Annotated in this window: 25 protein-coding genes and 4 pseudogenes; 17 read left to right on the top strand and 12 right to left on the bottom strand. The window is 48.1% G+C overall.

Features of this window, described 5'->3' with window-relative positions; all coding sequences use genetic code 11:
* The first annotated feature begins 43 nt into the window (after positions 1-43).
* Positions 44-412 (top strand): hypothetical protein, encoded by a 369-nt coding sequence (locus tag IPL71_RS17990; protein ID WP_345324002.1) that lies wholly within the window; start codon positions 44-46, stop codon positions 410-412.
* A gap of 132 nt (positions 413-544) precedes the next feature.
* On the top strand, positions 545-1,306 hold the full coding sequence (locus IPL71_RS17985; RefSeq protein ID WP_345324001.1) for a hypothetical protein: 762 nt from the start codon (positions 545-547) through the stop codon (positions 1,304-1,306).
* Positions 1,307-1,725: 419 nt separating this feature from the next.
* Here IPL71_RS17985 and IPL71_RS17980 read toward each other — a convergent pair whose 3' ends face one another.
* The 3 genes and pseudogenes from IPL71_RS17980 to deoC form a co-directional block, all read right to left on the bottom strand.
* A complete protein-coding gene (locus tag IPL71_RS17980) occupies positions 1,726-4,104 on the bottom strand; it encodes an aldehyde dehydrogenase family protein (protein ID WP_345324000.1) in 2,379 nt (792 codons plus the stop codon).
* Positions 4,101-4,427, bottom strand: a complete 327-nt coding sequence (locus IPL71_RS17975; protein WP_345323998.1) for a hypothetical protein — start codon at positions 4,425-4,427, stop codon at positions 4,101-4,103. Before IPL71_RS17975 ends, IPL71_RS17980 begins: the two co-directional genes overlap by 4 nt.
* Before the next feature lie 13 nt (positions 4,428-4,440).
* A pseudogene (gene deoC, locus IPL71_RS17970) lies at positions 4,441-5,422 on the bottom strand (deoxyribose-phosphate aldolase).
* A gap of 101 nt (positions 5,423-5,523) precedes the next feature.
* Between deoC and IPL71_RS17965 the strand changes: the two are divergent.
* The 4 genes from IPL71_RS17965 (at position 5,524) to IPL71_RS17950 (ending at position 9,853) form a co-directional block, all read left to right on the top strand.
* Complete coding sequence (locus tag IPL71_RS17965) at positions 5,524-6,057, top strand: DinB family protein (RefSeq protein ID WP_345323996.1); 534 nt, start codon at positions 5,524-5,526, stop codon at positions 6,055-6,057.
* A gap of 292 nt (positions 6,058-6,349) precedes the next feature.
* On the top strand, positions 6,350-7,750 hold the full coding sequence (locus IPL71_RS17960) for a DUF8728 domain-containing protein (RefSeq protein ID WP_345323994.1): 1,401 nt from the start codon (positions 6,350-6,352) through the stop codon (positions 7,748-7,750).
* 64 nt (positions 7,751-7,814) lie between these two features.
* Positions 7,815-9,155, top strand: coding sequence for a S9 family peptidase (locus tag IPL71_RS17955; protein WP_345323992.1), 1,341 nt, complete (start codon positions 7,815-7,817; stop codon positions 9,153-9,155).
* Positions 9,128-9,853: a prolyl oligopeptidase family serine peptidase gene (locus IPL71_RS17950; RefSeq protein ID WP_345323991.1), complete on the top strand. Its 726-nt coding sequence runs from the start codon at positions 9,128-9,130 to the stop codon at positions 9,851-9,853. Before IPL71_RS17955 ends, IPL71_RS17950 begins: the two co-directional genes overlap by 28 nt.
* A gap of 100 nt (positions 9,854-9,953) precedes the next feature.
* On the opposite strand, the pseudogene IPL71_RS17945 reads toward IPL71_RS17950, so the two are convergent.
* The 3 genes and pseudogenes from IPL71_RS17945 to trxB all read right to left on the bottom strand — a co-directional run bounded on the left by IPL71_RS17945 (position 9,954) and on the right by trxB (position 13,442).
* Positions 9,954-11,268: pseudogene (locus tag IPL71_RS17945) on the bottom strand (citrate (Si)-synthase).
* Between the two features lie 106 nt (positions 11,269-11,374).
* A pseudogene (gene mdh / locus IPL71_RS17940) lies at positions 11,375-12,313 on the bottom strand (malate dehydrogenase).
* Between the two features lie 187 nt (positions 12,314-12,500).
* On the bottom strand, positions 12,501-13,442 hold the full coding sequence (gene trxB / locus IPL71_RS17935; protein WP_345323989.1) for a thioredoxin-disulfide reductase: 942 nt from the start codon (positions 13,440-13,442) through the stop codon (positions 12,501-12,503).
* A gap of 255 nt (positions 13,443-13,697) precedes the next feature.
* Here trxB and IPL71_RS17930 point away from each other — a divergent pair, with 255 nt between their 5' ends.
* The 5 genes from IPL71_RS17930 to IPL71_RS17910 all read left to right on the top strand — a co-directional run bounded on the left by IPL71_RS17930 (position 13,698) and on the right by IPL71_RS17910 (position 17,771).
* Positions 13,698-14,177, top strand: a complete 480-nt coding sequence (locus IPL71_RS17930; protein ID WP_345323987.1) for a hypothetical protein — start codon at positions 13,698-13,700, stop codon at positions 14,175-14,177.
* 76 nt (positions 14,178-14,253) lie between these two features.
* The gene (locus tag IPL71_RS17925; protein WP_345323985.1) at positions 14,254-15,219 is read left to right on the top strand and encodes an NAD(P)-dependent alcohol dehydrogenase; all 966 of its coding nucleotides are present in this window, start codon (positions 14,254-14,256) and stop codon (positions 15,217-15,219) included.
* 191 nt (positions 15,220-15,410) lie between these two features.
* Positions 15,411-16,088 carry a response regulator transcription factor gene (locus IPL71_RS17920; protein WP_345323984.1) on the top strand — a complete coding sequence of 226 codons (678 nt, stop codon included), beginning with the start codon at positions 15,411-15,413 and terminating at the stop codon, positions 16,086-16,088.
* Positions 16,089-16,114: 26 nt separating this feature from the next.
* Positions 16,115-17,182, top strand: coding sequence for a sensor histidine kinase (locus IPL71_RS17915; RefSeq protein WP_345323982.1), 1,068 nt, complete (start codon positions 16,115-16,117; stop codon positions 17,180-17,182).
* Between the two features lie 28 nt (positions 17,183-17,210).
* On the top strand, positions 17,211-17,771 hold the full coding sequence (locus tag IPL71_RS17910) for a hypothetical protein (RefSeq protein WP_345323980.1): 561 nt from the start codon (positions 17,211-17,213) through the stop codon (positions 17,769-17,771).
* Positions 17,772-18,060: 289 nt separating this feature from the next.
* On the opposite strand, the gene IPL71_RS17905 is transcribed toward IPL71_RS17910, so the two are convergent.
* Entirely contained in the window at positions 18,061-19,410 is a 1,350-nt protein-coding gene (locus IPL71_RS17905) for an aminotransferase class III-fold pyridoxal phosphate-dependent enzyme (protein ID WP_345323979.1), read from the bottom strand.
* 201 nt (positions 19,411-19,611) lie between these two features.
* Between IPL71_RS17905 and IPL71_RS17900 the strand changes: the two genes are divergently transcribed.
* The 6 genes and pseudogenes from IPL71_RS17900 to IPL71_RS17870 all read left to right on the top strand — a co-directional run bounded on the left by IPL71_RS17900 (position 19,612) and on the right by IPL71_RS17870 (position 22,259).
* Positions 19,612-19,917, top strand: a complete 306-nt coding sequence (locus IPL71_RS17900; RefSeq protein ID WP_345324224.1) for a hypothetical protein — start codon at positions 19,612-19,614, stop codon at positions 19,915-19,917.
* Positions 19,842-20,809: pseudogene (locus IPL71_RS17890) on the top strand (MFS transporter). The gene IPL71_RS17900 and the pseudogene IPL71_RS17890 overlap by 76 nt, the downstream one beginning before the upstream one ends.
* The gene (locus IPL71_RS17885; protein WP_345323973.1) at positions 20,761-21,024 is read left to right on the top strand and encodes a hypothetical protein; all 264 of its coding nucleotides are present in this window, start codon (positions 20,761-20,763) and stop codon (positions 21,022-21,024) included. Before IPL71_RS17890 ends, IPL71_RS17885 begins: the two are co-directional and overlap by 49 nt.
* A gap of 63 nt (positions 21,025-21,087) precedes the next feature.
* Positions 21,088-21,285 (top strand): TetR/AcrR family transcriptional regulator, encoded by a 198-nt coding sequence (locus IPL71_RS17880; protein WP_345323971.1) that lies wholly within the window; start codon positions 21,088-21,090, stop codon positions 21,283-21,285.
* A gap of 6 nt (positions 21,286-21,291) precedes the next feature.
* Positions 21,292-21,648 carry a TetR-type transcription factor C-terminal domain-containing protein gene (locus IPL71_RS17875; protein ID WP_345324214.1) on the top strand — a complete coding sequence of 119 codons (357 nt, stop codon included), beginning with the start codon at positions 21,292-21,294 and terminating at the stop codon, positions 21,646-21,648.
* Between the two features lie 47 nt (positions 21,649-21,695).
* The gene (locus IPL71_RS17870; protein ID WP_345323970.1) at positions 21,696-22,259 is read left to right on the top strand and encodes a shikimate kinase; all 564 of its coding nucleotides are present in this window, start codon (positions 21,696-21,698) and stop codon (positions 22,257-22,259) included.
* A gap of 66 nt (positions 22,260-22,325) precedes the next feature.
* Here IPL71_RS17870 and IPL71_RS17865 read toward each other — a convergent pair whose 3' ends face one another.
* Genes IPL71_RS17865 through IPL71_RS17845 form a run of 5 tightly spaced genes read right to left on the bottom strand, consistent with a single transcriptional unit; the run spans position 22,326 to position 26,513 of the window.
* Entirely contained in the window at positions 22,326-22,814 is a 489-nt protein-coding gene (locus IPL71_RS17865; protein WP_345323968.1) for a hypothetical protein, read from the bottom strand.
* Positions 22,811-24,076 carry a DUF58 domain-containing protein gene (locus IPL71_RS17860; RefSeq protein WP_345323966.1) on the bottom strand — a complete coding sequence of 422 codons (1,266 nt, stop codon included), beginning with the start codon at positions 24,074-24,076 and terminating at the stop codon, positions 22,811-22,813. Before IPL71_RS17860 ends, IPL71_RS17865 begins: the two co-directional genes overlap by 4 nt.
* Before the next feature lies 1 nt (position 24,077).
* Positions 24,078-25,031 carry an AAA family ATPase gene (locus IPL71_RS17855; RefSeq protein ID WP_345323964.1) on the bottom strand — a complete coding sequence of 318 codons (954 nt, stop codon included), beginning with the start codon at positions 25,029-25,031 and terminating at the stop codon, positions 24,078-24,080.
* Positions 25,006-25,617, bottom strand: coding sequence for a hypothetical protein (locus IPL71_RS17850; protein WP_345323962.1), 612 nt, complete (start codon positions 25,615-25,617; stop codon positions 25,006-25,008). Before IPL71_RS17850 ends, IPL71_RS17855 begins: the two co-directional genes overlap by 26 nt.
* Complete coding sequence (locus IPL71_RS17845) at positions 25,614-26,513, bottom strand: DUF4129 domain-containing protein (RefSeq protein ID WP_345323960.1); 900 nt, start codon at positions 26,511-26,513, stop codon at positions 25,614-25,616. The genes IPL71_RS17850 and IPL71_RS17845 overlap by 4 nt, the downstream gene beginning before the upstream one ends.
* Positions 26,514-26,536 lie beyond the last annotated feature (23 nt).

Raw genomic sequence — 26,536 nt, 5'->3', positions numbered from 1 at the left:
ACACAAGGGGGAAAAACATGCTTATTTCTGGGACAAACAAGTAATGGAAAAAGAAACACTGAATGAATTTATAAAGAAACATTCTTTGGCTAAACAATTACGTCAACACAAAGCTGATATTGTTTGCGAGAAATTTTCAAACTGGCTAACATCAAAACCTTCAAGCAATAGTTGGCATAACTCTTTATATATTTTCGCCACTGAAGCTCCTTTTAGTTACACAAATCCACATGCTATTGATGAAATTTTAACAATCTTAAGCCTAGATACTCAGGGAACTCTGGACGTACTAAAAAATCAAGAGGAATATATCAGCAGAGCAATTTTTGCGTTTCTTCGACCTAGTTCCAGCAGACAGATTAAAGAAGGGAAAAAATTACTATGGATTCACCAGTGGCATTCAGGCATTTGAAAATATTTGGCATCCTGAATACATCAAATATTGCGAGCAAGTATATAACCACCTAGTCAAAATTCCACTAGGCATCTTAGAAAGCCAAACCGCAATTATCTATCACTTGCTCTATCGCAAAGAACTAAAAAATTGATTGAGCTAGGATATCTAAGCCTTACAAACGGATTTGACTCCGTCGTTCGAAACTCAATTTCCCATGGAGGAATTGAGTATGGTGTAAACGATATACGCTATATTGACATAAAAGAAGAAAAGGAGATTTACGCACCAGATTTAGTACAACTTCTCGATAGCTTATTCGACACTTGCAGCTCAATAATTGCCGCACTATTAATTTTTATTATTAATAACCAAACCTACATAGAAAAGTCAGGTGTTGAAAATCTGCCACTTGGAATTAAATTCTTACTCACCAGCGGTTTTGCAAGTCATAACGGTTCAAAAATTATTTCCTTTATTGAAAGCGGACAAAACAAACAACAATTGAATATAAACATAAAGATAGATACTTCACACAGAGGTGTTCATCAACTCGAATCACTACAAGTAGCGTGGGCAGCTTACTATTTTGGCGGCAAAAACTTTGACAGATTTCTAGTAAATATAGATTGCAACAAACCTGTGCAGCCACTAGCAGTAATAAACGGAAAACTATTAAGAGAAGCCATTGAAAACGAAAAAATATTTACTGAGATAGCGCCCAAACTATTTGAATCTTCGCTGTTATGGTATAACGCGTCGAAATTAAATTTCAGAATATACACATTAAGAAGTTCATTCAAAACTAATTGGGAAATTCGGAAAAGAAATTTTCGTCAGGAAATGATACAAAGAAACAATTTTATTCCTCGATTACATTACAAAGTTATCTTATTTAAAACACAAGTCTAAAAGCCTTTAGAAGGCTAGAGGCGCATATAGTTTTAGATGTTTCAAAAGAAATTACAGAGATAAATTTAACCGGAGTTATAAAAAGCGCTATAAACCGACTAAAGCGAAAGCTAATTAGGCGAAAAGATATTAATGGAGAATTTGGACTACCAGGTTTTCCATTGAGTATTGTTCTACGAGTTTACGCTTCAGAAAAAAGGGTGCGAAGACTTATATCTTATACATGGCAAGATGAGCAATTGATTGCAATTGCCGAATTTTCAAAGAACTGGGAGAAATCCCCTCCATTTTACACAAAGCAGTGCGACAAGGTATTAAGCCATATTCGCATTGCGTACAATCCAAAAATAATAAAAAAAGAGCCTTGAGACCACCATCCTCAAAGCCCTTCTCACTTCTCACTTTTCACTCATCACGCCTCATCCCCCATACGGAACCCAAATATTCTTCACCTGAGTCGCGTGACGCAAGATCTCATCCATCTCAGGCAAGTCACCACTGACAGGCATCACCCAGGTCTGCTTCATGTTATTGGCCGAAGCCGTTTGCACAGACTTCTGTCCATCGGCTGAGCCGGCGTACCAGACCACATCCACATCATCGTGTTCAGCGAGAGTCTTCGCCAGTTCATCACGATCACCGGTCACGATGTTAAACGTCCCGGCCGGCACATCAGAAGTTTCGAGCACCTGATAAAAGTCGGTGGCGGTCAGCGGCGCAATCGGCGAAGGGACGATCACCAGCGCGTTGCCCATCGCCAACGCAGACGCGGCCAACCTGCACAAGGCCAGCAATGAATGATCATCGGGCAGCAGAATTCCCATCACACCAATTGCCTCGGGCACAGCCAACGTCACATTGCGGATCGGAGTATTATGCACCGCCCCATCATATTTGTCCGCCCAGGCAGCGGCCGTAAACAGGGATTCAATACTCGCTTCCACTTCACCCATGGCTGATTCTGCATCCGCGCCTGTTTGCTGGCTGATGCGCTTCGCAAACTCATCTGCGCGCGCGGCAAGATTCTCACCGAGATAATACAAAATCTGCGCCTTGCCATGCCCAGTGGACTTTGACCACTTGTCCACGGCGCCACGGGCAGCCTCGACCGCATTACGAATATCCTTGCGAGAGCCTTGTCCCACCTCACCGATCACAGTCCCATTTGCATCTTTCACTTCGATGGAATATCCGCTATCGGGGCGGGCTTGTTTTCCGTTGATGAATAATTTTGCTGTACGATCAATAGCGGGTCGAAGGTCAAAGGTCAAAGGTCGGGTGTCTTTTAATTTTGCCTTCGTCTTTTTGACTTTTGAAACCTCAGACTTTTGACTTTCGACGTTTGACTTTTTAACGTATTCAAACAAGCCTTCCTTCCCGCCTTCTCTTCCAAAACCTGATTCACGATAGCCGCCAAAACCAGAAGCGGCATCGAATAAATTCGTCGAGTTGATCCAGATCGTCCCGGCTTTGACTTGTGTTGCAATATCCAACGCGAGATTAATGTCCTCGCTCCAAATGGACGCAGCCAAACCAAAGCGGATGTTATTCGCCAGTTTCACAGCTTCTTCTGGCGTTCTAAATGTCATCGCGGCCAATACCGGCCCGAAGATTTCCACTTGCGCAATCGTCGAAGCTGGCGCAACATTTGTAAACAAAGTCGGCGGGTAATAATAGCCTTCCATCGGACAAGACCATGAAGGCTGCCACATGTGCGCGCCTTCAGCAATTCCCTGCTGCACAAGCGATTCGATTCTTTGCAATTGCACAGGCGCAACGATCGCGCCAATGTCCACCGATTTATCAAGCGGATCCCCCACCCGCAATTTTTCCATGCGAGCCTTCAACTTGCGATACATCTTTTCAGCCACGCCTTCCTGCACCAGCAAACGCGACCCCGCACAGCAGACCTGTCCTTGATTGAACCAGATCGCATCCACTACACCTTCAACTGCCGAATCCAGATCAGCATCGTCGAAGACGATGAATGGAGATTTTCCTCCCAGCTCAAGCGATAATTTTTTCGCCGTACCAGCCGTCGCCTTACGAATGATGCGTCCCACATCGGTCGAGCCGGTGAACGCGATCTTATCCACATCCGCGTTGACCAGCGCCGCGCCGGTTCTTCCGTCACCGGTAATAATATTCACAACACCGGGCGGCAAAATCTTTTCACAAATTTCCGCAAACAACAGCGCAGTCAACGACGTAAATTCAGCGGGCTTCAAGACCACCGTGTTGCCCATCGCCAGCGCGGGCGCGATCTTCCACGCCAGCATCAACAGCGGAAAATTCCACGGGATGATCTGCCCCACCACGCCGAGCGGTTCGTATCCGCGCAGCTCAGTGGACATGATCTGCGCCCAACCCGCGTGATGATAAAAATGGCGGGCCACAAGCGGAATGTCAATATCGCGCGTCTCGCGGATCGGCTTGCCGTTATCAAGTGTTTCGAGGACAGCAAACAGACGCGAATGTTTTTGAAGCTGACGCGCAATCGCATACAAATACCGCGCTCGCGCGTGACCTGATAACTGGCACCAGCTTCGAAAGGCTTTTCTCGCCGCCTTGACCGCGTCCTGCACATCGGCATCACTGGCCTGAGCAATGTCACCTAATTTTTTGGCCGTCGCCGGATTTATTGAATCGAACCATTCCTTCGAAGAAGGGTCACGCCATTCGTTGTTGATAAAGAGTTGAAATTTCCCATCATGCGCAGCGATCCAATCCAAAGCAGGCTTTGAAGTTTCAGGCGCAACGCCGTAATCAAGGGTTTCGAGAATTTCAGGGATTGTCATTTTGTTTCCTTGGAACTTCCATCATCATGAAACCACTCCGCCGGTGTCGTAGCCGTGGACTGATGATTCTTCCAGGTTGCCACAGCGAGTTGGAGCGTATCGAGCATGTGATAACGCAGAGACTCAATCGTCTCAGCATAGCGCTTATAAACAGAGCGGTCATCATTTTCGTTATTCTTTAAGTCGCGATGAATGATCTTCATTAAAGCCAATGTCAGGCTGACATTCAATTCGCTGGTTCCCACCAATAACTGGAAAAGATTTAGCTTATCGTCTGTCGTGGTGTTGCGGAATAGTTCTTTGTGGTCTGATGAAATAGGCATAGGATATTCTTTCTTAACCCAGTGTTTGATATTGCATGGACGCGTACCGCCCATAGGCAAAGTGTTCAAGTTGACGTTCGATATCGTTCAGCAAAGCCGAAGCGCCAATACGGAATAAATTCGGGCGCATCCATTCTTCGCCGAGTTCTTCCTTCATCAGGATCAGCCAATCAAGCGATTGTTTCGCGGTGCGAATTCCACCGGCGGGTTTGAATCCCACTTTATAACCCGTGGATTCATAATAAGCGCGGATGGCGCGCGTCATCACCAGGCTGACAGGCAGCGTGGCGTTAGTCGGCTCTTTGCCGGTGGATGTTTTGATAAAGTCTGCACCGGCTTGCATACAGATAAAACTGGCACGCATTACGTTCTTCAATGTACCGAGTTCACCTGTTGCTAAAATGGTCTTCATGTGCGCAGGTCCGCAGGCTTCACGGAAGGCTTTCACTTCATCGTACAGCGCCTGCCAGTTTTGAGTCAGCACGAGTTGACGCGAGATGACAATATCAATTTCAGAAGCACCCGCTTTGACCGAGGCTTCGATCTCTTCGATTTTTTGTTTGAACGGATTTAATCCCGCCGGAAAGCCGGTCGAAACCGCCGCCACGGGAATGCCTGTGCCCTGCAAAGCATTCAACCGCTGTAGATACAAATCCGTGATAAACGCAAACCGCGCCGGTCGTGAAGTGTTTATCCGCCAGGCCGAGGTCTTTCAGCAAATCCGCGCGGATCGGTTGACGTGCTTTCACACACAGCCGGCGGACTGTCCCTTCGGTGTCGTCGCCTGAGAGTGTGGTCAGATCTATATTTTGTACGGCCTGTAACAGCCACGCAGCCTGCCATTCTTTTTTGACTGAGCGCCGGGTTGGAAGTGTGGCGGCACGCCGCTCAATGGCAGAGCGATTCACTTTGGTGTCTTCCACAGGTCCGAGGTCCAGAGGAAGAATCGGATTCCGGTCGCTGTGAATAGTCGCAGGTTTTGTGTCGAGTGTCATAGTCATGTAAAACTCCTAATGTCAGACATATTATACAGCGATTGAGAAGTTTTCCTTACGTTATAATTCTTCGGAAAACTAGGAAAGCCCCTAAAAGAAAAATGAAACTCACTCCTCCAGCCCCTGAAGAATATGCTCCCTATTATGGCGCCTATGTTGGGCCAGCCACCGCCCGCAGAGATGTGCTCGCCGCCCTGCCAAAACAAATTGATGAACTGAACGCCGCGCTCGGAAAATTCACCGACGAACAGGCCCGTTTTAAATTTGGCCCGGCCGAATGGTCGATCAAGGAATTAGTAGGGCATCTTAACGATGTGGAACGCATTTTCTCTTATCGTTTACTGTGCATCTCGCGCAATGACAAAACTCCGCTGCCCGGTTTTGAGCAGGATGATTATGTGCGTGAAGCCAGCTTCGATGATCGCCCGCTCGGTGAATTGCTCGCAGAGTTTGAACACCTGCGCCGCGCAAATATTCTCGCCATCAAAAACATGAGCGAAACCGCCATCGATCAGCGCGGCACCGCCAGCGGATACACGTTCAGCGCGCGCGCCTTGATCTATATTTTAGTTGGGCACGTGGAGCATCACATGACCAGTCTTCATGAAAATTATTTATCTGCAATGAAAAGCTAAAGAAATTTCGCCGCAAATGAAGAGCTAACCGAAAGGCAAGGCGCGAAGGCAAGAAACCTTTGAGTCTCTGTGTCTTTGTGCCTTCGTGGTAAATGAAAGTCCATTCCGTCGCCCCTCAAATTTACCCCCGCAAGCCGCCCAAAGCGTAAGATATAATCCCAACACTTATGACTAAACGTTCCCCGCTTCAGATCATCCTCATCCTCTCCGCGCTTGCCTACCTGGGCTTCATCATCGGCACCTCTTTTTTGATATTAAAGGAGAGCGCTACTTCACCCTCGTAGATGACGCCATGATCTCCATGCGCTATGCACGCAACCTCGCGCAAGGCCACGGACTGGTCTGGAATATCGGCCAGCCGCCCGTGGAGGGTTTCACCAATCTCGGCTGGACGCTCTACATGGCGTTCCTGCATCTCTTTCCCTTCGCCGCATCAAAAATTTCACTGGCCGTTATGCTCACCTCGCTTGTGATCCTGCTTGCGAATATTTATGTTGTGCATCAGATCGCGCAAAAATTATTTCCCGATTCAAATCACGCGCCTATGCTCGCCGCATTCATCACCGCATTTTATTTTCCGCTCGTCTTCTGGTCACTGCGCGGCATGGAAGTGGGTCTGCTCACTTTATTAATTGACCTCGCAATTTTACTCGCCATCTCAGACCATAAAAATTTTTTCATCAGCGTTCTTCTCGCACTCGCGATCATCGTCCGCATTGACGCAGCCATCGCCGCCGTATTGATCGCGGCTTATCTTTTCGCAAAAGACAAACGCAGCGCAGCGCTTCCGGTCATCGCGATCTTTGGCACGATCTTTATCATCTTCTATTTTCAAAAAACATACTTCGGCGAACTCCTCCCGATCACCTATTATCAAAAAGTAACCGGCTTCAGCATCTTCGATCGCCTCCGCCGCGGACTCCTCGTCCTTATCGAATTCGCTGCACGCGATTTTCTCGCCCTTTTACTTTTCTCACTCGCAGGCATTTTTTTCTATAGATCACAACGCAGCCGCGAAGCACTTTTACTACTCGGCATCTTCCTCGCCCAATGCGCTTACTCGATTTACGTCGGCGGCGACTACGCCGAACCCGAAACGAACGCCGCGAATCGTTTCATTACCCAGGGGATGCCCGCCCTCATCATCTTATTTAGTTGGATGACGAGCCGCATCTTGACCGACCTGAAAACTGCCCGGCCCCAAACGGCATTCGCCACTTCCAAAGCGAATCCTGCCATCCCCCTCGCGTTGATGATTCTCCTGCTCATTAGCGGCGAACCGTGGTTCGGCTATTCGATAGACAACGCACCCCTGCTCAAAGCGGACATCCGCCGCGTGAAACTCGCGCTGCACATCGCAAAGAACACCGCCCCTGAAGCAGTCATCGCCGTCCACGCCGCGGGGCAAATTCCATACTACTCCGAACGCACCACCATTGACCTGCTCGGCTTGAATGACCCCATCGTCGCCAAAAGCGCAGGTCACGGCGAGTTCTACCCCGGTCACAACAAATGGATCTACGAATACAGCATCAGCCAACTCCGCCCCGATGTCATCGCTGATAATTTTGCTCCGCTCGCCGCCTTCATGCGCAACAACGCCGAATACGAACTCCTCAACAGTGACATCTACATCCGCCTTGATAGTCAGTTGATCAACGTTACAGATATGTCGTCAAAAGATTACCGTTAGCCACATTCGTTTATCCGCTTCCAAATCCGTTTTTATTAGTATTCAGCAAGGCCTTAGGAATAAAATGCAAAAAACTCAATCCGCTCCAAAAAGGGACCACAAGATCATTCAGCACGGCATCACACGCATCGACGAATACTACTGGATGAGGGAACGTGAAGACCCGCAAGTGGTCGAATATTTACAGGCTGAAAATCAATACCTCGAGGAAGCGCTGAAGCACATTCAGCCTTTGGAGGACACATTGTTTCAGGAAATGAAAGGGCGGATAAAAGAAGTCGATAGCAGCGCACCGGAAAAGATCAGAAATTATTTTTATTACACACGCACGGAAGCCGACAAACAATATCCCGTCTATTGCCGTAAAAAAGATACACTCGAAGCGCCCGAGGAAATTTTGCTTGACCAAAATCAACTGGCACAAGGCCATGAATTTTGCAGTGTCAGCGCCTTCAGCATCAGTCCTGATGAAACAAAGCTCGCCTACTCCATGGACCTTGAAGGTGCGGAAGTTTATACGATCTACATCAAGAACTTAAATGACGGCTCACTCTATCCCGAAACAATCAACAGAACACACGGCAGCGTCTATTTTACAGTCGGCGCGGAATGGGCCGAAGACAGCGAAACTTTATATTATCTATCGCTGGATGCCTATCATCGGGCTTATCAACTCTTTCGGCATACGCTTGGCACCAACTCTTCAGAAGATGAACTACTCTTCCACGAAACAGATGAGACTTTCTCCCTGACCCTGTTCAAAACGCGCAGCCAGCAATACATCATGATCTATCACTACAACACACTCTCGCAGGAGATGCGCTTCCTCGCCGCAGACAAACCCGACGCGGAGTTAAAAGTGCTGCAACCGCGTAAACCCGGCCTTGAATATTATGCAACCCACCTGGGCGATTCCTTCCTTATCATTACGAATGACAACGCCCGTAATTTCAGACTGATGAAAACACCAGTCTCCGCGCCCGGCATGGAAAACTGGCAAGAGATCCTCGGCAACCGCGCAGACGTTTTGATCGAGCACGTGGATGTCTTTGAAAATCACATCGTCCTGCACGAACGCAAAAACGGACTGCGCCAGCTCCGCGTTAGTCATACGGACGGCGTCAGCAATCTCCGCTATGTAGCCTTCCCCGATCCAACCTACGAAGTATTCGTTGACGCCAATTTTGAATTCCGCACCAACCAGATGCGCTTTCGATATTCTTCGTTGACCACTCCCATGTCAGTTGTCAGTTTCAACATGGATACAGGCGAATGGACTGTACTCAAAGAGGAGACGAGGTCCCCGGCAGGTACGAAAAGACGCAATATGTCACCGAGTATGTTTTCGTCACCGCATCCGACGGCAAAAAGATTCCCATGTCCATGGCCTATAAAAAGGGACTGAAAAAAGATGGCAAAAATCCCGTTCTGCTTTATGGCTACGGAGCCTACGGCGCAAGCAGTGAGGCTTCCTTCAACACCAATATTCTAAGCTTGCTTGATCGCGGATTTATCTTCGCCATCGGGCATGTCCGCGGTGGTTCTGAAATGGGGCGCGAATGGTACGATGAAGGCAAACTATATTACAAGAAAAATTCATTTACAGATTTTATTGCCTGCACCGAACATCTGATAAACGAAGGCTTTTCATCTTCAAAAAAGATCGGCATCATCGGCGGCTCTGCAGGCGGACTTTTAGTCGGGGCGTGCATGATCATGCGTCCTGAATTATTCGGGGCAGTCATTTGCAAAGTCCCATTTTTGGATGTGATCACCAGCATGAGCGATCCGACCATTCCGCTCACCACTCTCGAATACGATCAATGGGGCAATCCCGAAAATAAAGAAGACTTTGAATATATGCTCTCGTACTCTCCGTACGATAATATCCGTCCTGTTGAATACCCAGACCTGCTCTTAACCACAGGCTTCAATGATCCACGGGTGGCGTATTGGGAGCCAGCCAAGTTCATGGCGCGTTTACGAGACATCAAAAAAGGCGACAATCTGGTATTGTTGCAAACGAATTTCAGCGCAGGTCACGCCGGCGCCAGCGGACGGTATGACTACCTCAAAGAAAATGTTTTCGACTTCGCATTTTGATCGATAGATTTCAGGCATAATAAAAGAGGCTCCAGAGAAAATTTCTCGGAGCCTCTTTTACTGAAAACTAATTACTATTTACTACTTAACTACTTATTACTTACGCAGGCTGACTTGCCTTCGCCACCACATCTTCCAGCATCTTGGTGGTCAATGATTTGGGGCGCTCAATGGGCTGTCCCAGGGCGCGGGCCCAAACGTAATTGGCTGTCACGCCAAGGGCGCGGCCTACACCGAATAATACGGTATAGAAATCAAAATCACGTACGCCATAGTAATACTGCAAAGTACCTGAGATCGCATCCACATTGGGGGCAGGATTCTTGGCTTTGCCCTGTTCTTTAAGCACGGCAGGCACTACATCAAAGACCATGTCTGCGAGGCGTAACAACTCATCATCAGGGAAACGCTTCTTTGCAAATTCCATTTGCGCCATATAGCGTGGATCTGGCACACGCAAAACAGCATGACCATAACCGGGGATGACATGCCCGCCATTCAGGGTGTCCCATGCAAATTTATATAGATCGTCGCGTGAAGGGACACCGCCAAATTTCTTGTGGACTTCCAGCAACCAGCCAAGACACTCTTGATTTGCCAGACCATGTAAAGGTCCAGCGAGACCGTTAAGCGAGGCGGAGAAGGAAAGGTATGGGTCGGAAGGCTGATCCAACGAGGTGCATGGTATGAGCCGAGACATTTCCAGCTTCATGATCGCTATGCAAAATGAAATACAAGCGGGCAAGTTCAGAATAGCCCTTCTTGTCTGAAACTTTCATCATCTTGGAAAAGTTTGCACCGTAATCCAATTTAGGATTGTATTTCGGCTTGGATGATTCGCCAAAATATTTCATGCGATAAATATACGCAGCAATCACGGGCAGTTTCGCGGTCAGATCAAGACTATCTTCCAACGCGGCTTCCCAGTAAACATCCTTTTTCATGCTGTGATATTTACTCGCAAAGACTGAGCCATTCTGCAAGGCAAGAACAGCCTGAGAAAAAAGAGTCATCGGGTGAGTCTCTTTGGGCATGGTCTTGAGCATTTTGTAAACATAATCGGGAACAATCGCGCGCTTGGCCCATTCGGCTTCCACTTCCTGCGCCTGATCCTTGGTCGGCACTGTGCCGATCATTAACAAATAGTACAAACCACCCACCAACGGCATCTTACCGCCGCGAGCTTTGGGCAAAGCCTTCAACAATTCAGGGATCGACAAACCACGAAAACGAATCCCTTCTGCAGGATCAACAAATGAAACATCTGAGAGCAGGGATTTAATATCACGCATACCGCCAACGATCTGACCAATGGTCACATCATCCACTTTTACATCAGCGTGTTCTTTTGCAAGAGACTTAATGCGCTCGCGCCAGGCGGGCAATTGAGCTGAAATTTGTTCATGCAGGATCATGGCTTATTCCTTTTTTGTTTGAGAATTAATTTGCACATTTGATCGTCTAAAGCCAAAAGTCGAAGGCCTGTCTTACGACCTTTGACCTTCGACTTTTGACAGGCGTTTATAACGTCACTACACTCTTGAGAGCCTCATGCGTCTCTTTCACTGACGCAGCAGACTTCTCAAACATGGCTTTCTCCTGCATCATCGAATTTATATTCAATGATCTTCTCCATGCCGCCGGCGCCCAACATGACAGGCACACCGAAGTACATATCTTTCAAGCCATACTCGCCTTCCATGTGAGTGGCGCAAGGCACGATTAACTTCTTGTCCTTCAAGATCGCTTCAGCCATTTGTACACAGGCCATTGAAGGCGCGTAATAAGCCGAACCGGTCTTGAGCAAATTCACGATCTCACCGCCGCCCTTGCGTGTACGGTTGACGATCGCTTCAAGTTTGTCGGCAGGGAAATACTCGTGCAGAGGAATACCGGCAATATTGGAGTGACGGGTCAATGGCACCATCTCATCGCCGTGCCCGCCGAGCACATAACAATTTACATTTTTCAACACTCACGCCGGCTTCCATCGCAACGAAAGCGCGCATGCGAGCCGAGGTCTAAAATACCAGCCTGACCGATGACACGCGCACGCGGCAGTTTGGTCATCTTCATTGTGAGATAAGCCATCGTATCCAGCGGATTGGTCAACACAATAAAAATGGCATCCGGTGAATGCTTCAATGTTTCCACAGCGGCTTTACCAACAATTTCCGCGTTAGTCTTCAACAAATCATCACGGCTCATGCCAGGCTTGCGCGCAATTCCGGCTGTAATAATGATGATATCGGAGCCTTTGGTATCGGCGTAATCATTTGTACCGATCACTTTTGCATCCTTACCGATAATGGGCATGGCTTCCAACAGGTCGAGACTCTTGCCTTGCGGCATTCCCTCCACCACATCCAACAAGACAACGTTCGCGAGTTCGCGTTCAGCGAGCCAGTGAGCAGCGGTTGCGCCGGTATTCCCAGCGCCGACAATGGAAATTTTCTTCATCGTTCCTCCAAATAGTGATCGGCGTTTCAACGCCGTAAGTTTTGGTTAATTCTATCCGAAAGTATCTTAGACCAAAAGTACAAAATGTCACATCTTTAGACACACAAGACAGCCAGGTCGGACAAAAAGAAGGACTCCATTTCGCCGATTCGGCACAGGAGTCCTTCTCTCGTTTCTTTTTTTAACGTTAGGCTGTTTCGGCTTCGAGGAAGCGAGTCGCCTGTATGGCTGCTGCTGCGCCCATCCCTGCGGATGTGATCACCTGTCGGAAATGCGGATCAGCGATCTCACCAGCCGCATACACACCTTCCACACTGGTTTCCATTTTGTCATTCACAACCACATATCCAAGGTCGGTCATTTCCAACTGACCTTTAAACATCTGTGTGTTTGGCACATGACCAATAAAGATGAACAAACCATCCGTATCAAAAGTGGATTCAGCGCCTGTCTTTACATTCTTTAACTTCAAGGTTTCAAGTTTGTCAGAACCGACAACTTCAGTCACGATGGTATCCCAAATGAAATTCATCTTGGGATGTTCCTTCGCACGCTTCTGCAAAACAGGACTGGCGCGCAATTCATCACGGCGATGGATAATCGTCACAGAGGAAGCATAGCGTGTGATAAAGAGACCTTCTTCGATGGCACTATCACCGCCGCCCACGATCACTACTTTCTTATCCTTGAAGAACCAACCATCGCAAGTGGCACAGTATGAAACACCACGGCCTGTTAATTCAACTTCACCTGGGATATTAAGATGAGTCGGGTTGGCACCTGTGGTGAGGATCAATGTGTCAGCTTTATATTGGCCGCTGTCCGTTGTGACCTTATACGGGCGCTGTGACAAGTCCACTTCATGCGCCATATCAAACTCGACTTTTGCACCGAAGTGCTCAGCCTGTTTCTGAAACAGCTCGCCCAACTCCGCCCCACCCACGCCGGTTGGGAAGCCGGGATAATTCTCAATGACATGCGTCAACGCGGCCTGACCGCCCAACTGCATTCCGGTTAAAACCACCGGCTCCAATTCAGCGCGTGCCGCATACAAAGCAGCAGACAATCCGGCGGGGCCAGCCCCTAAGACCAAAACTTTCACATGTTTTTCAGTACCATTAGCAGACATTGTATTTTCCTATAGGGTGAAGATCACCCGACTCTATGTTATTTTTCCAACCATAAACAGGACGATGTTTTGTCTCTGATTATTACCGCCCCGCATTGTATCAGATGCACAAAGGAGTGAAAAGTTACAATCCTCTGACATTCCTCTTATACGACCTCCACAAACCCTCCCGTGCTCATCCACAATTCCTCCACAATGGATTGATAAATTTAGGGCGAAAGAACAAACAAAATCAATTACCAAATGGAGGTAAAAATGTCTCGTAAAGGTCCTTTCATTGTTTTTAGAGTTATCGGTTTTCTGCTCCTTACTGCTCTATTCATCGGCGGCGGATTCATGGCTTACAAAGCCGGTGTGGCACAAGGAATCTCAGAAGCTCCAGCAGTAGCAACCGCCATCGCGCAAGCCGCCGAAAGCGGACAGTCCGCACCCGTGCCGCCCATGATGTACGGTCACGGCTATGGCTACGGCAACCCCATGATGTACGGTCGCCATCACTTTGGCTTTGTGCCCTTCGGCATCTGCGGCTCGATCTTCTTCCTCTTCCTGTTCTTCGGCTTCATGAAGATGATCTTCTTCCGCGGCATGAGACACGGCTGGGGCCGCCACGGACATCACGGTCACTGGGGCAAAGACTGGGAAGGCGGACTTCCCCCAAAGTTCAATGAGTGGCACAAACGCGCTCACGGTGAAACGCCCGCCGAAGAAGGCAACGAAGGCGATAAAAAAGAATAATTTGTAAACGTCAGCCCAACCCTGCATACAGGATTGGGCTGGCAAACATAAAATCACCTTACAGGAGAATGCCCTTATGAAAGCCGCAGTTTACAGATCGTATGGTCGCCCCGAAGTCTTGAAAATAGAAGATGTTGACCAGCCATCGATTCAAGATGGTGATGAAGACAGAGTATTAATAAAAGTACACAGTGCATCAGTCAACCCGTATGATTATCTATTGAGAAAAGGATTTCTGCCTACCCGATCAAGTAATGGCTTTCTAAAGCCCAAACAGCAAATCCTGGGCATAGATGTTGCAGGGACAGTTGAATCCGTTGGCAAAAACGTGACCAGATTCAAGGCTGGTGACCGTGTCTTCGGAAGTTGTGTTGGGTCACATGCGGAATATGTACGCGTGCGTGAAGACCGAATAACTCTGATGCCGAAGAACGCCACCTTTCAGGAAGCAGCCGCCATACCATGCGCCGCATTGACAGCGCTTCAGGCATTAAGAGATATCGCCCAAATCAAAAAGGGACAAAAAGTTTTGATCTATGGCGCATCGGGCGGTATTGGGCATTTCGCTGTTCAACTTGCCAAGTATTATGAAACAGAAGTCACTGCTGTATGCAGCACGCCCAATCTTGTCTGGGTGAAAAAACTTGGGGCAGACCATATGATCGATTACACCAAAGAGGATTTCACCAAAAACGGCAAAAAGTATGATGTTATTTTAGATGCCGTCGGCTGGAGGACATATTACAGTTGCAAGCCTTCTTTAACTGAAACAGGCATCTACATTACAGAAAACCCATTGAAAGCCAGATTTCAATTAACGCAACTTCTTCTCAGCATGTTAACCCGCGATGAACGCATAAAAATGCATCTTGCAAACCCCAATGACAAAGACATGGATCTTTTCCGTCAGCTTTTTGAAGAAGGGAAATTAAAACCTGTGATCGAAAAAGCCTATCCCCTCAGCCAGATTGTCGCAGCGCATCGCCATGTCGAAAACGGACACACCAAAGGCAAAGTTGTGATCGAAGTGATTAAAGGTTAATAGAGAAAAGAGAAATGGGTAATAAGTAATAAGTAATAAGTAATAAGTAATAAGTAATAAGTAATAAGTAATAAGTAATAAAAGCCGACTCATTACTCGTTTCTCATCACGTTTCATATTTCACGTTTCATTTCTCACGCAAAGTATTTATCCTTCATAATTCATCTTTCATCCTTCATACTTCTTCCCTCATGACCGAACTGATCCTCGTCGTAGATGACGAACCCAAGATCGCCCGCCTCGCGCGTGATTACCTTGAAAAGAACGGCTATCGCGTCCTCACCGCCGCAGACGGTCAATCCGCGCTGACAACGGCCCGCCGCGAAAAGCCTGATCTGATTATCCTCGACCTTATGCTCCCCAACATCGACGGACGTGAAGTCTGCAAGATCCTGCGCCGTGAAAGCGACGTGCCGATCATCATGCTGACCGCCCTCGCCGAAGAAGTGGATCAGATCACAGGCCTTGAGATCGGCGCGGATGATTACATCACCAAACCGTTCTCTCCGCGCGCGCTCGTCGCCCGTGTGCGTGCGCTTCTTCGCAGAACACGCGGAGATATTAAATTACCAACCATCATTCGCATTGGCGCACTCGAAATAGACACAGAAAAATATTCAGTCACATTCAATGGCAATCCCATCAAACTTACGCCGCACGAATTCAAATTGCTTGTCATCCTTGCAAACCGTCCCGGGCAAACCCTTACCCGTGAGCAACTGCTCGAAGACCTGCACGGAGCTGCATCCAGCATAGATCGCAGCGTAGATTCACACATCAAGAATCTCCGCAAAAAACTTGAAGCCGAATCAAACAGCCTCGCCATTGAAACTGTCTATGGCATCGGCTATCGTTTCATTGAAAACTAACAACTTTTGATCTACAACACTTAATCATGGCTAATCACACACACGAACATTCCGATAACTCTCCCCCATCCCGCCGCTGGCGCGGTGGTCGTCGATTCTTCCCATTTGCATTTTTCTTCTTCAGCGTCATCTCGCTTTTTATTGGAGGCACTGCCGCTGTTCTTTATCTGATCTTTTCAGAATATTCGGGAGTTAGAAATATTTGGCTGCTCGTATGCGGCGCGCCGTTCGCAATTATTTTGCTAGCAATCATTTCTATCTTCACTTTATACGCCCGCCTTGGCAAACCACTGGGACAAATATTCAACGCCATCGACTCTGTTGCCGAAGGTGATCTCTCTGTGCGCGTCCCCGATCATAATTCACCGCAGTTTCAAGAGTTGATCAAACGCTTTAATAAAATGGTCAGCGAGCTCGAACGCGCCGAGCAGCAGCGCCGCAATCTCACCGCCGATATCGCTCACGAACTGCGCACGCCGCTGCATATCATCCAGGGCAATCTCGAAGGCATCCTCGATGGTGTCTATGAACCGAACCCTGAAAATATCAACAACACATTGGATGAGACCAAACTGCTGGCCCGCCTCGTGAATGACTTACAGACTCTTTCTTTGGCGGAAGCAGGGCAGTTACCGCTTCACCCTACCCGCTTCCTGCTTGCCGATCTGATGGAGGATCTCACTTCAAGTTTTTCCACTCACGCCGCATCCCTCGGCATTTCTCTACAATCAAACATTACCAACTCTGATAAAGAACTCACCGCAGACTATGACCGCCTGAATCAGGTATTATCCAACTTAATATCCAATGCCATCCGTCACACACCACAAGCCGGGACAATTTCTCTCGAAACAGAATCAACTGTCGACGGAGTCCGAATCGCTGTTCGGGATACAGGATCAGGCATCCCCGCGGAAGATATCCCCTTTATCTTTGATAGATTCTGGCGCGGCGATAAATCCCGCACCGAAAGAACCAACAGCGGACTCGGACTCGCGATTGCAAAACAATTAATACTCGCGCATCACGGCACGATCGAAGCGCAAAGTGAAGTTGGCAAAGGCACGACGTTTATTATTGAACTGCCTGAGTAATTTTATATTTCGCAAGTTGGATAGATTAATGACTCTCAATCAAATTTCCAAAAGCAAAATCTGGTCTGCGTTATGGCAGTTGTTCTCCCGCGCCTTTGTCCTGATGGGGTTGCCCCTGCTTGCATGGGGAATTGACGATCTGGAAGGATTCTTCTCCAACCCAGCCCGCACTGGGTTTGTGATCATTGTCGCATTGCAGGCAATCTTTCATGCATGGGTGACCTATATCACGCCACCAGAGCCTCACCACGAACATCGTTTTGACATGGCACGCTGGCATGTTCACATATTCGAGATCATTTTTATCTTATCGGCTTTTGGCGATAGACGAAATATTTTGGTGTGGAATGAGAATCCGGCATTGCGCTGGCTGGGGCTTGGAATTTATTTGATCGGTGCAATGCTTTCTGTGTGGGCAAACCTTGCATGGGCCAACCATCTGCGAGACAAAGGCGAGCTGGCATATGATGATCCTGTTTTATTGTATGAAGGTCCCTTTAGGTGGATCCGTTACCCCATCCTTCTTGCTCTATTTTTTTATTGTCTGGGATTTGCAATTGCGTGCCGATCATGGCCGGGCTGGCATTAATGTTTCCGCTTGTGGGGGCATCATCAACCGCATGAACAATCTTGAAAAAATTTATGCTGAGCAATACAAAAAAGTCTGGCCTTTGCGCAAACATGCTTCAAAGCGGATCATTCCATTTTTATATTAACTTTAAAAAGACTTCGGAAGTCTTTCTTAAGGCCTCCACGCATGGGCGACTCAAAAAAGACTTCCAAAGTCTGCTGGTTCTTGCGTAAAGACTTCTGAAGTCTCTCTTAAAGCCTCCACGCATGGACGACTCAAAAAAGACTTCGGAAGTCTGGTCTACTGCTTATTTCACAGCTTTATCAGTGATCTCCAACGCCTTATCCAAAATATCCATACCTTCTTTTAATTCTTCTTCAGTAATAATCAAGGGCGGAATAATTAACACGGTATGCCAGTGGGTGTAAAGAAACAGCCCGTGATCGGTGCAATATTTTTTCAGCGCAGCCATTTCAGGCGATGACCCGTTCCACGGCGCCATCGGTTCCTTGGTCTTGCGGTCTTTGACCAGCTCAATAATCCCAAACAAACCAATATTACGCACTTCACCGATGGATGGATGTGCCTCGCCAAGATCAACCAGCATCTTGCGCAACACCGCGCCCATGCCCGCGGAATGTTCAACGAGTTTATCTTCTTTCATCACGCTGATATTCGCCACAGCCGCCGCCAATGAAATCGGATGCGAAGTGTAAGTCAGACCGCTTTCAAAAGCATGTTCATCGAAAGCCGCTGCAATCTCAGGCTTCATCGCCACCGCACCCAAAGGCGCATACGCGGACGTGAGTCCTTTGGCCATGGTAATCATATCGGGCACGACATTCCAATGTTCGATGGCAAACATTTTTCCCGTGCGACCAAATCCGCTCATGACTTCATCACAGATCATGACGATGCCGTATTTATCGCATAAGGCACGCACGCCCTGCATGTATCCCTGCGGCGGGATGATGATGCCGTTCGTACCGGTTACTGATTCCATAAGAATGCCCGCAATCGACTCGGGTCCTTCATATAAAATAATTTCTTCCAGATGATTCAAATAATCCTGTGTGAACTCGGCTTCTGAAATATCAGGGTTGGTACGATGAAAGGTGGAGCGATAACGATACGGGTCGAGGAAATGCACCACACCTGTCATTAAGTTTGGCTCCCAACCCACCCGCCGCGGATCGCCTGTGGCAGCCATGGCTCCTGCACTCGCGCCATGATACGAACGATAACGCGAAAGAATTTTGTGACGCTTTGTATATCCACGCGCTAACTTGATGGCGTTCTCGTTCGCATCTGCGCCGCCAAGAGTGAAGAGGACTTTGGTCAATGCGCCTTGCGGAGTAATATCCGCTACGGCTTTGCTCGCCAAAGCGCGGATTTTGGTGGCCATACCCGGCGCGGCATATGGTAACTCTGCAGCTTGATCTTGCATGGCTTTGATAACCCGTTCATTCCCGTGACCGATATTAACGCACATCGTCATTGAGTTGAAATCGAGATAGCGCTTGTCGTCCACATCCCAGAAATATACGCCTTTAGCACGCTTGATGGCAATCGGATTTACTTTGGCTTGCGCAGACCACGTCCAGAAGACATGCTCTTTGGAAAGGGGAAGAATTTCATCATCAGGAAGATCAAACATGGAAACCTCTTTGGATTTGCGATTTTGGATTTGTGATTGGCAAATTATACCCCCGGCCCATTTTGATGAATTCGTCCGCTCAACAAGCCTCTTTACTTCTCTTCTTCATACACATCTCTTACGCTCAAACTTGACAGCAACAATAGGCCTTGATATTATCAACTTACCAGCGGTAAGTAAGTTTGAATAGGAGAATAAAACATGGATGATAAAACCCGCAACAAAGTACTTTTGGTTCTTTTTCTAGGCGTCCTAATGGGCGCATTGGATATTGCAATCGTTGCCCCTGCCCTGCCCTCTATTCAAAAATTCTTCGGGATTGGCGACCGTATCCTTACGTGGACTTTTACAATTTATGTGCTCTTCAATTTGATCGGCACACCATTAATGGAAAACTGTCAGACACGTTTGGAAGGCGTTCAATTTACGTATTGGACGTATCCCTTTTTGCGCTGGGATCGCTTGTCGTTGCTCTGTCACCTCAAAACCTCTTTGCGATGTTATTGATCGGGCGCGCTCTGCAGGGATTTGGTGCGGGCGGAATTTTCCCGGTAGCCAGTGCAGTCATCGGTGACACGTTCCCACCGAAAAACGCGGCGGCGCATTGGGGTTGATCGGCGCGGTATTTGGCCTGGCCTTTTTAGTGGGACCCATCCTTGGCGGAATCATTTTGACAGTCACCGGCTGGCAATGGCTTTTTATCATCAACCTGCCAATCGCGTTGACCGTAATTATCATGGGCTGGCGCGTGCTCCCAGTCTCACGTCCCGCCTCCGGTCGTCCATTTGATCTGGCTGGGATGATGGTTCTGGGCATTATGCTGGCCTCCCTGGCATTTGGTCTTAATCAAATAGACACACAGAATTTCTTCAGCAGTCTGGCTTCACTTAGTGTTTGGCCTTTCCTGTTGATCGGCATTGTGCTGTTGTTTGTCTTCCCTGCCATAGAAAGAAAAGCGGAAGATCCCATTTTGAATTTGAACCTGTTCAAGAGCCGCCAAACTGTGATCGCCAGCATGTTATCCGCTGGAGCTGGTTTGGGAGAATCAGGTATGGTTTTCATCCCGGCACTCGCGGTAGCTGCCATGCCTTCAATAATCAATGAGCATAACGCCAGTTATTTACTAATGCCTGTTGTGCTTGCCATGGCAGTTGGTTCACCTCTTGTCGGCCGATTATTGGATAAATTTGGTTCCAAAGTAATGGTATTTGGCGGCACCCTTTTACTTGCCGCTGGTATGATTATGTTGAGTAATAGCAGCTTGATCTCCATGCTGTGGGGATTCATCGCCTCTGGAGCCGTCATCGGGCTGGGACTTTCATCCCTGTTGGGCGCGCGATGCGGTACATCATGCTCAATGAAGCTTCAGCTGCAGATCGCACATCTGCCCAAGGCCTGATCACACTCTTCACCAGTGTCGGTCAATTGACCAGCAGCGCATTGATCGGCGCAGTCGCGGCATCCATGGGCGGCGGCGTAAAAGGCTATGGAACAGCTTATATGGTGATCGGCATCGTCGCCGGTATTATGGTTATTCTGACCCTGGGGTTAAAGAATCGCCAGCAGGAATTGAGCATGATAGAGAATGCCCAGCCTGTTTCAACAACACACTAGTTTATTTTAAGTGACCTCTCTGACCCTTTGGAAAGATAAGGTCAGAGAGGTTACAATTAGTTTATGACTATTCCAGAGGTTGGTTTACGCGAACAAATTCTTGATACAGCAAAAAGTCTGTTCATGCAGCAAGGCTATCATGGACTGGCCATGCGTCAAATTTCAGAAGCGGTCGGGGTTTCAAAAGCCGCTTTGTATTATCACTTTAAGGATAAAGAAGAATTATTCCTGGCAATGGCAGGTAATTTGAAACGACATTGAAAAGCAATAGATATTATTCAATCAAAACAGGTATCGTGCAGTGAACAAATCGCTCTGTTCGTGGAATATGTTTTAAAGCAGCCCACTGAACATCGTGCGATCATTCGCCTTGCCAGCCAGGAAATGTCACAACTCAGCGCCACATCACGCAAAAAATTCGACAAGACCTATCACGATCAATTCACTGGAAAACTGCAGGCCATCTTTCAGGCGGGTGTTAAGAACGGAGAGTTTCGCGCAATTAATCCATCCGTAGCCACCTGGGCTTTGTTGGGAATGATGTATCCTTATTTTATCCAGCCCACACCGGATCCACTCCCCTGCACCCTGAAACCATACGCGAGATCGTCAGTATTTACATGAATGGGGTTGCCCGATCTGCATAGAGGTTGGCTGCAGCGAAAATTTCCATGAAAACAAATTTCACCAGTAAACGCACTGTTGTGATCGGCACCACATCCTCAGGCAAGACAACGCTGGCGAGTCAACTCGCTGAAAAACTCAACGCGGACTTTATTGAATTGGACGGATTGCACTGGGAGGCAAATTGGGTCGAAGCACCCGATGAGATCTTCCGCGAACGCGTGGAGAAAGCCACCAGCGCATCAAACTGGGTGGTGGCAGGAAATTACAGTGTCGCCCGTGACTTGATCTGGCCCCGTGCACAGGTGTTGATCTGGCTTGATTATCCATTCCATATTGTGTTCTGGCGTTTGCTCACGCGCACCTTGCGCAGATCGATCATGCGTGAGGAATTATGGCATGGCAACCGAGAAAGTTTTTTAACCCATTTAAAACTTTGGTCCGAAAATTCCCTCTTTCACTGGTTGTTCAAAACCTACTGGCGGCGCAAACGTGAATACCCGATGCTCTTTGCCCTGCCTGAAAATTCACATTTACAGGTGATTCACTTTAAACATCCAAAAGAAACAGAAGCTTGGTTAAATAATATAGAAAATGATGAACGCCATTAATAACCACGAAGCCACAAAGTCTCGAAGTGACAAAGAAAAAACTTAGTGTCTTGGCGGTTAAATTTCCTAGCGTTTTAACCAACCCACCAATTGACCAAGCCCAAGCAAAATCACGATCACAAGCAGGGCTTTCCATTCAAAAGTAAATTGCACATTCACCAGCATGGTGATGGATGCAAGAAATAATCCAAGCATGGCGAGTAAACTAATGCGCAAAAGATGACGGCGCTCGATGCCGCGTGTGTCATCATCTTTTGCCATCAGGCGCAAACGCTGACGAAAATCAGACATGTCCCAGGCGAAGAGGGCAAAGATACCACCGGCAAACATCCATCCGGGGATAAAGCCAAACCATAAACCAAATGCGGCGGCCACCGTTGCCAGAAATAAAGCAACCGGTGTATACCATTTCCATTCCTGCCACACAGCAATCAACCAGCCCACGCCGAATATTAATATCCAAATCGCAAAGGATGTAAATCCGCGCAAGGCAAAACCATATGCAAGCGATATGGAACAGATCACAATGCTGGATATAAGTGCGGTCAACGTCACAATACTCTCCTTTGGCGCATCAAAACCGGACCAACAGCCTGATCGAGCGGAATGGACACATCCCACTCGATGACATGAATCCCCGCGCGCTCAAGCCGATGAATTAATAAGTCACGTTCCATGCGGATGACACGCGCGGCCAAATTCACCTGCGATGATGGCGGTAAAAATCCAAGCTCAAATTTGACAGGGTCAGGGCTGATCACCAGCACCTGATAACCGCGCCCACGTAACTGAACCAGCACATTCAAATCGTCATTGACCAATGAACTAACCAATACGATCTGTGATTCCGGCGGAAACATGCGCGGCGATAAATGTTCAAGACCAGCAAAGACCGAACTGACGCCGATCTCCGCATGTGCCAACGCTTGCATAATGCGTTCACGTTGAATCTTTCCATAGCCGGGCAGGGTCCAGCCGAGATAATTTCCATAAACCAGCAGACCTACGCGATTTCCTTGATTCAAAAAAGCATCAGAAAGCGCGGCAATTGCTGTCACTGAAGATTCAAAAATGGATTGGTTATGATGAAGAAGATTCGCACGAGTGCGCGCATCCAAAACCAAACCGACATCTGCCACGCGTTCCTGTTGATATTCATTTGAGTATAGATTCTCATCATGTCGTGCGCTCACGCGCCAGTTGATGGTGCGCGGAGAATCACCGAATTGATATTCACGCACGCCGAAGAACTCCGTCCCAGAGCCGCCAACGCGTGCAGGGATCGAACCTGCATACACCCGTGTCCTGCGCGGACGAATGGACACATGTTTGAGTCTTCTAAATTCAGGGAAGATAAATAACCGGTCTTTGGCTCGTATGAATTGCTCATGCCGATTCACACCGAATAAATCCACGGCTGCGACGGAGATGGTTTCAAAAGGATATGAGCCGCGCGGGCCTATGACGGTATATGTAAACGTGTGGGAACTGCCCTTCGGAAGCCAAAGCAGGTGGCGGGGCGAACCGATGCGGACTGTCAAATTGGGCGGGATATTATCCTCAAGAAAAAGTTCCTCGATATCTGATCCCTGATTGATTACGGTAATTGTCACCACAACTTCCGAATCAGGAGTTGTGCGGTCATTGGAAAGACTGCGTTCGATGCGCAGATCCATTTCTTCGGGCGCGCTCCAGAATCCATATAAAAGATAAAGCATAAAGGGAATTGCCAGCGCAATAAATTCACCGCGCAAGGCAATCAGCCCTGTGAGTAATAATCCATAGACAAACGCGGCGAGCAGAATGGAACGATACACTTTATTTTATAACGGGCACGGGAGTGGTGCGCAACACATCGCGAATAACATCGCCATTGATCTGCTGTGACATCCAATACTCGGGCTGAAGCAAAAGCCGGTGAGTCAAAACGGGCACGGCGAAGTGTTTGACATCATCAGGCAAAATATAATCACGGCCGGCAAGCACAGCATGAGCGCGTGCCATTTTAAGAAAAGCCAATGATCCGCGCGGACTTGCTCCCACAGCAACTCGACGATCAACACGTGTGGCATGAACGAGCGCGGAAATATATCCTTCGAGATCAGAGTCTACATGCACAGTTTCAAGCGCGGCACGCATATCAAGTAGTTGAGCTGGTTTGGTGATCTGCCTGAGCGTAAGTTCATCCTGCTTGCGCTCGCGGCGGCGCTTCAAGATTTCTTTTTCCTCTTCAAGGCTGGGATAACCCACAGTAAGTTTCAACATGAAACGATCAAGCTGCGCTTCTGGCAATGGGAAGGTACCTTCATATTCAATCGGGTTCTGCGTGGCAAGCACCAGAAAAGGATCGGGCAATTTAAGACTCTCCCCTTCCATCGTGACCTGTCCTTCCTGCATGGCTTCCAATAAGGCGGATTGTGTTTTGGGCGAAGCGCGGTTGATCTCATCTGCCAGCAGGATATTTGTAAATACGGGTCCCTGACGCAACTCAAACTTGTTCTTTGTGCGATTGAAAATATATCCGCCTGTGATATCGCCGGGCAAAAGATCGGGAGTGAATTGGATGCGTTTGAAATCCAACCCGAGTGCAGATGCAAAACTGCGCGCGATCAAGGTTTTGCCGAGGCCGGGATAATCTTCCAGCAACACATGTCCGCCGGCCAATACGGCAGCCATGATCGTTTCAAGTACATCACGCTTGCCAACGACAGCGCGCTCCACTTCATTAATAACCTGCCTGCTTAACTCAGATACCTTTGCGATTTCTGTCATGACTCGTCTCCATCTCACTTTCAAGATATTCGATCACCTGCTGCGGATTCACATCCAATGGTGTTGGCTTTGATTTCCAGCCCATCCACCGCGAACGCGGGAACTCTGCGAACGATCCATTCAAACCAACTTCAAGATACGCATCCACTTCGTGCGGCGGATTCCAACCTTTACCGCTAAGGCGCATATATCCTTTTCGGATACGGCCTTCACGCTGGTCGAGCAACTCACGCGCGGCCTTGCCCAACCGATTGGCAACCAGCCACTTGTAATATATCCCGCGCGGCGACTTTTCGATCCACTGGGAAAAACTTCCAATCGGGCCAGATAGCGGCTCCTGTTGATTTTTCCGCATACTTAGGACGGGTTTATTGATCGGGATCAGCCTAAACATTGAAACAAATACGGTCAGGAGCAATAGCATCCATAAGATCACCTGCGGCACAGCCCGATAGGATAATTGGATAAGCCACCAAAAATATGCCAGTGGCAGGATGATCGTGCGCTGAATCGTATCTCGCAGTAAAAATGAAATGACAAAAACTGCAACCACACCCGGGATGATCCACCAACGGCGCAAGGTCATTTTGTTTCTCCGCAATACTTTAAGATGGAGGTCAGGCAGGACACTGCTTCGTTTATTTCGGTCGCACCTGAAACCCGCCCCCCATAACGGACAGATTCAAACAGACGTGTGAGTCGTGTTACGGGTTCGCGCGGCAGCCCAGCGCGCTCAAGACGTGAAGCAAACTCGGCGGGTGTCACAAAATATTCGCGCTGTAATCCGCGCTTTGTGCCCACAGCGTTGCTCATCCGTTCGTAGCATTGAATAATCGCATCGCGTGAATCCTGACCCGCCTCAATATCCTTTAAAGACAAACGGGCAATATCAGCAATTTCTTTTAATGGCTGGCGCGCCGAACGCAATTCTTTTTGTTTTTCCCACCAGCGGTTTAAAGTCCACAGGAACACGCTTCCCAGCAAGATCAGACCAAAAGCAATGAGAAAGGATAGAAAGGTTGGGATGTGAGGTGGTTGGAATACGGGCGGCGCGATCTGCGGTGACGGCAATGTGTTCTGCGTGTCTCCCATATATGGAATCTGGAGGACAAACCCTGCCAGCACATCAGAATTATTTTTGATGACATAAAGCAGGAGAATGGAAAAGGTGGCAACTTTTAAAAAAGTCTGTATCAATTGTTTGCGCAGTTCAGGGGAGAGCAGGGAAGAGATCAGCAAAACAATTATAAAGACCCCCGCCCAAAATGTGATCTGCCGCCAGAATGGGACTTCCGCTGCGCTGACCAATAACACGGCAATATGCGACAAATCTGTCAATCTGGAATTTTGATTTGAAAAGCCGATGGGCTGTGAGGGGAGAAAGGAAACATCTTTCAATGCGCTGCCAAGCGCCACCAAAGAGACCAGCGCCAGCAAAGCCCAAAATAAGACTACTCGTTTATCTTTTAAAAAATGTTTCATGCGTGCAGGAATTTTACCATTTG

Origin of the sequence: Candidatus Villigracilis proximus, assembly GCF_016717045.1 — a bacterium.
Lineage (GTDB): Bacteria > Chloroflexota > Anaerolineae > Anaerolineales > Villigracilaceae > Villigracilis > Villigracilis proximus.
Note: the sequence above shows the minus strand (reverse complement) of the source record. Positions and strands in the feature narration are given on the sequence as shown.

Coding starts and splice junctions, on each gene's coding strand:
- IPL71_RS17990 (WP_345324002.1), top strand. CDS start 44: ATGGAAAAAGAAACACTGAATGAATTTATAAAGAAACATTCTTTGGCT.
- IPL71_RS17980 (WP_345324000.1), bottom strand. CDS start 4,104: ATGACAATCCCTGAAATTCTCGAAACCCTTGATTACGGCGTTGCGCCT.
- IPL71_RS17975 (WP_345323998.1), bottom strand. CDS start 4,427: ATGCCTATTTCATCAGACCACAAAGAACTATTCCGCAACACCACGACA.
- IPL71_RS17965 (WP_345323996.1), top strand. CDS start 5,524: ATGAAACTCACTCCTCCAGCCCCTGAAGAATATGCTCCCTATTATGGC.
- IPL71_RS17960 (WP_345323994.1), top strand. CDS start 6,350: ATGATCTCCATGCGCTATGCACGCAACCTCGCGCAAGGCCACGGACTG.
- IPL71_RS17955 (WP_345323992.1), top strand. CDS start 7,815: ATGCAAAAAACTCAATCCGCTCCAAAAAGGGACCACAAGATCATTCAG.
- IPL71_RS17950 (WP_345323991.1), top strand. CDS start 9,128: ATGTCCATGGCCTATAAAAAGGGACTGAAAAAAGATGGCAAAAATCCC.
- trxB (WP_345323989.1), bottom strand. CDS start 13,442: ATGTCTGCTAATGGTACTGAAAAACATGTGAAAGTTTTGGTCTTAGGG.
- IPL71_RS17930 (WP_345323987.1), top strand. CDS start 13,698: ATGTCTCGTAAAGGTCCTTTCATTGTTTTTAGAGTTATCGGTTTTCTG.
- IPL71_RS17925 (WP_345323985.1), top strand. CDS start 14,254: ATGAAAGCCGCAGTTTACAGATCGTATGGTCGCCCCGAAGTCTTGAAA.
- IPL71_RS17920 (WP_345323984.1), top strand. CDS start 15,411: ATGACCGAACTGATCCTCGTCGTAGATGACGAACCCAAGATCGCCCGC.
- IPL71_RS17915 (WP_345323982.1), top strand. CDS start 16,115: ATGGCTAATCACACACACGAACATTCCGATAACTCTCCCCCATCCCGC.
- IPL71_RS17910 (WP_345323980.1), top strand. CDS start 17,211: ATGACTCTCAATCAAATTTCCAAAAGCAAAATCTGGTCTGCGTTATGG.
- IPL71_RS17905 (WP_345323979.1), bottom strand. CDS start 19,410: ATGTTTGATCTTCCTGATGATGAAATTCTTCCCCTTTCCAAAGAGCAT.
- IPL71_RS17900 (WP_345324224.1), top strand. CDS start 19,612: ATGGATGATAAAACCCGCAACAAAGTACTTTTGGTTCTTTTTCTAGGC.
- IPL71_RS17885 (WP_345323973.1), top strand. CDS start 20,761: ATGCTCAATGAAGCTTCAGCTGCAGATCGCACATCTGCCCAAGGCCTG.
- IPL71_RS17880 (WP_345323971.1), top strand. CDS start 21,088: ATGACTATTCCAGAGGTTGGTTTACGCGAACAAATTCTTGATACAGCA.
- IPL71_RS17870 (WP_345323970.1), top strand. CDS start 21,696: ATGAAAACAAATTTCACCAGTAAACGCACTGTTGTGATCGGCACCACA.
- IPL71_RS17855 (WP_345323964.1), bottom strand. CDS start 25,031: ATGACAGAAATCGCAAAGGTATCTGAGTTAAGCAGGCAGGTTATTAAT.
- IPL71_RS17850 (WP_345323962.1), bottom strand. CDS start 25,617: ATGACCTTGCGCCGTTGGTGGATCATCCCGGGTGTGGTTGCAGTTTTT.
- IPL71_RS17845 (WP_345323960.1), bottom strand. CDS start 26,513: ATGAAACATTTTTTAAAAGATAAACGAGTAGTCTTATTTTGGGCTTTG.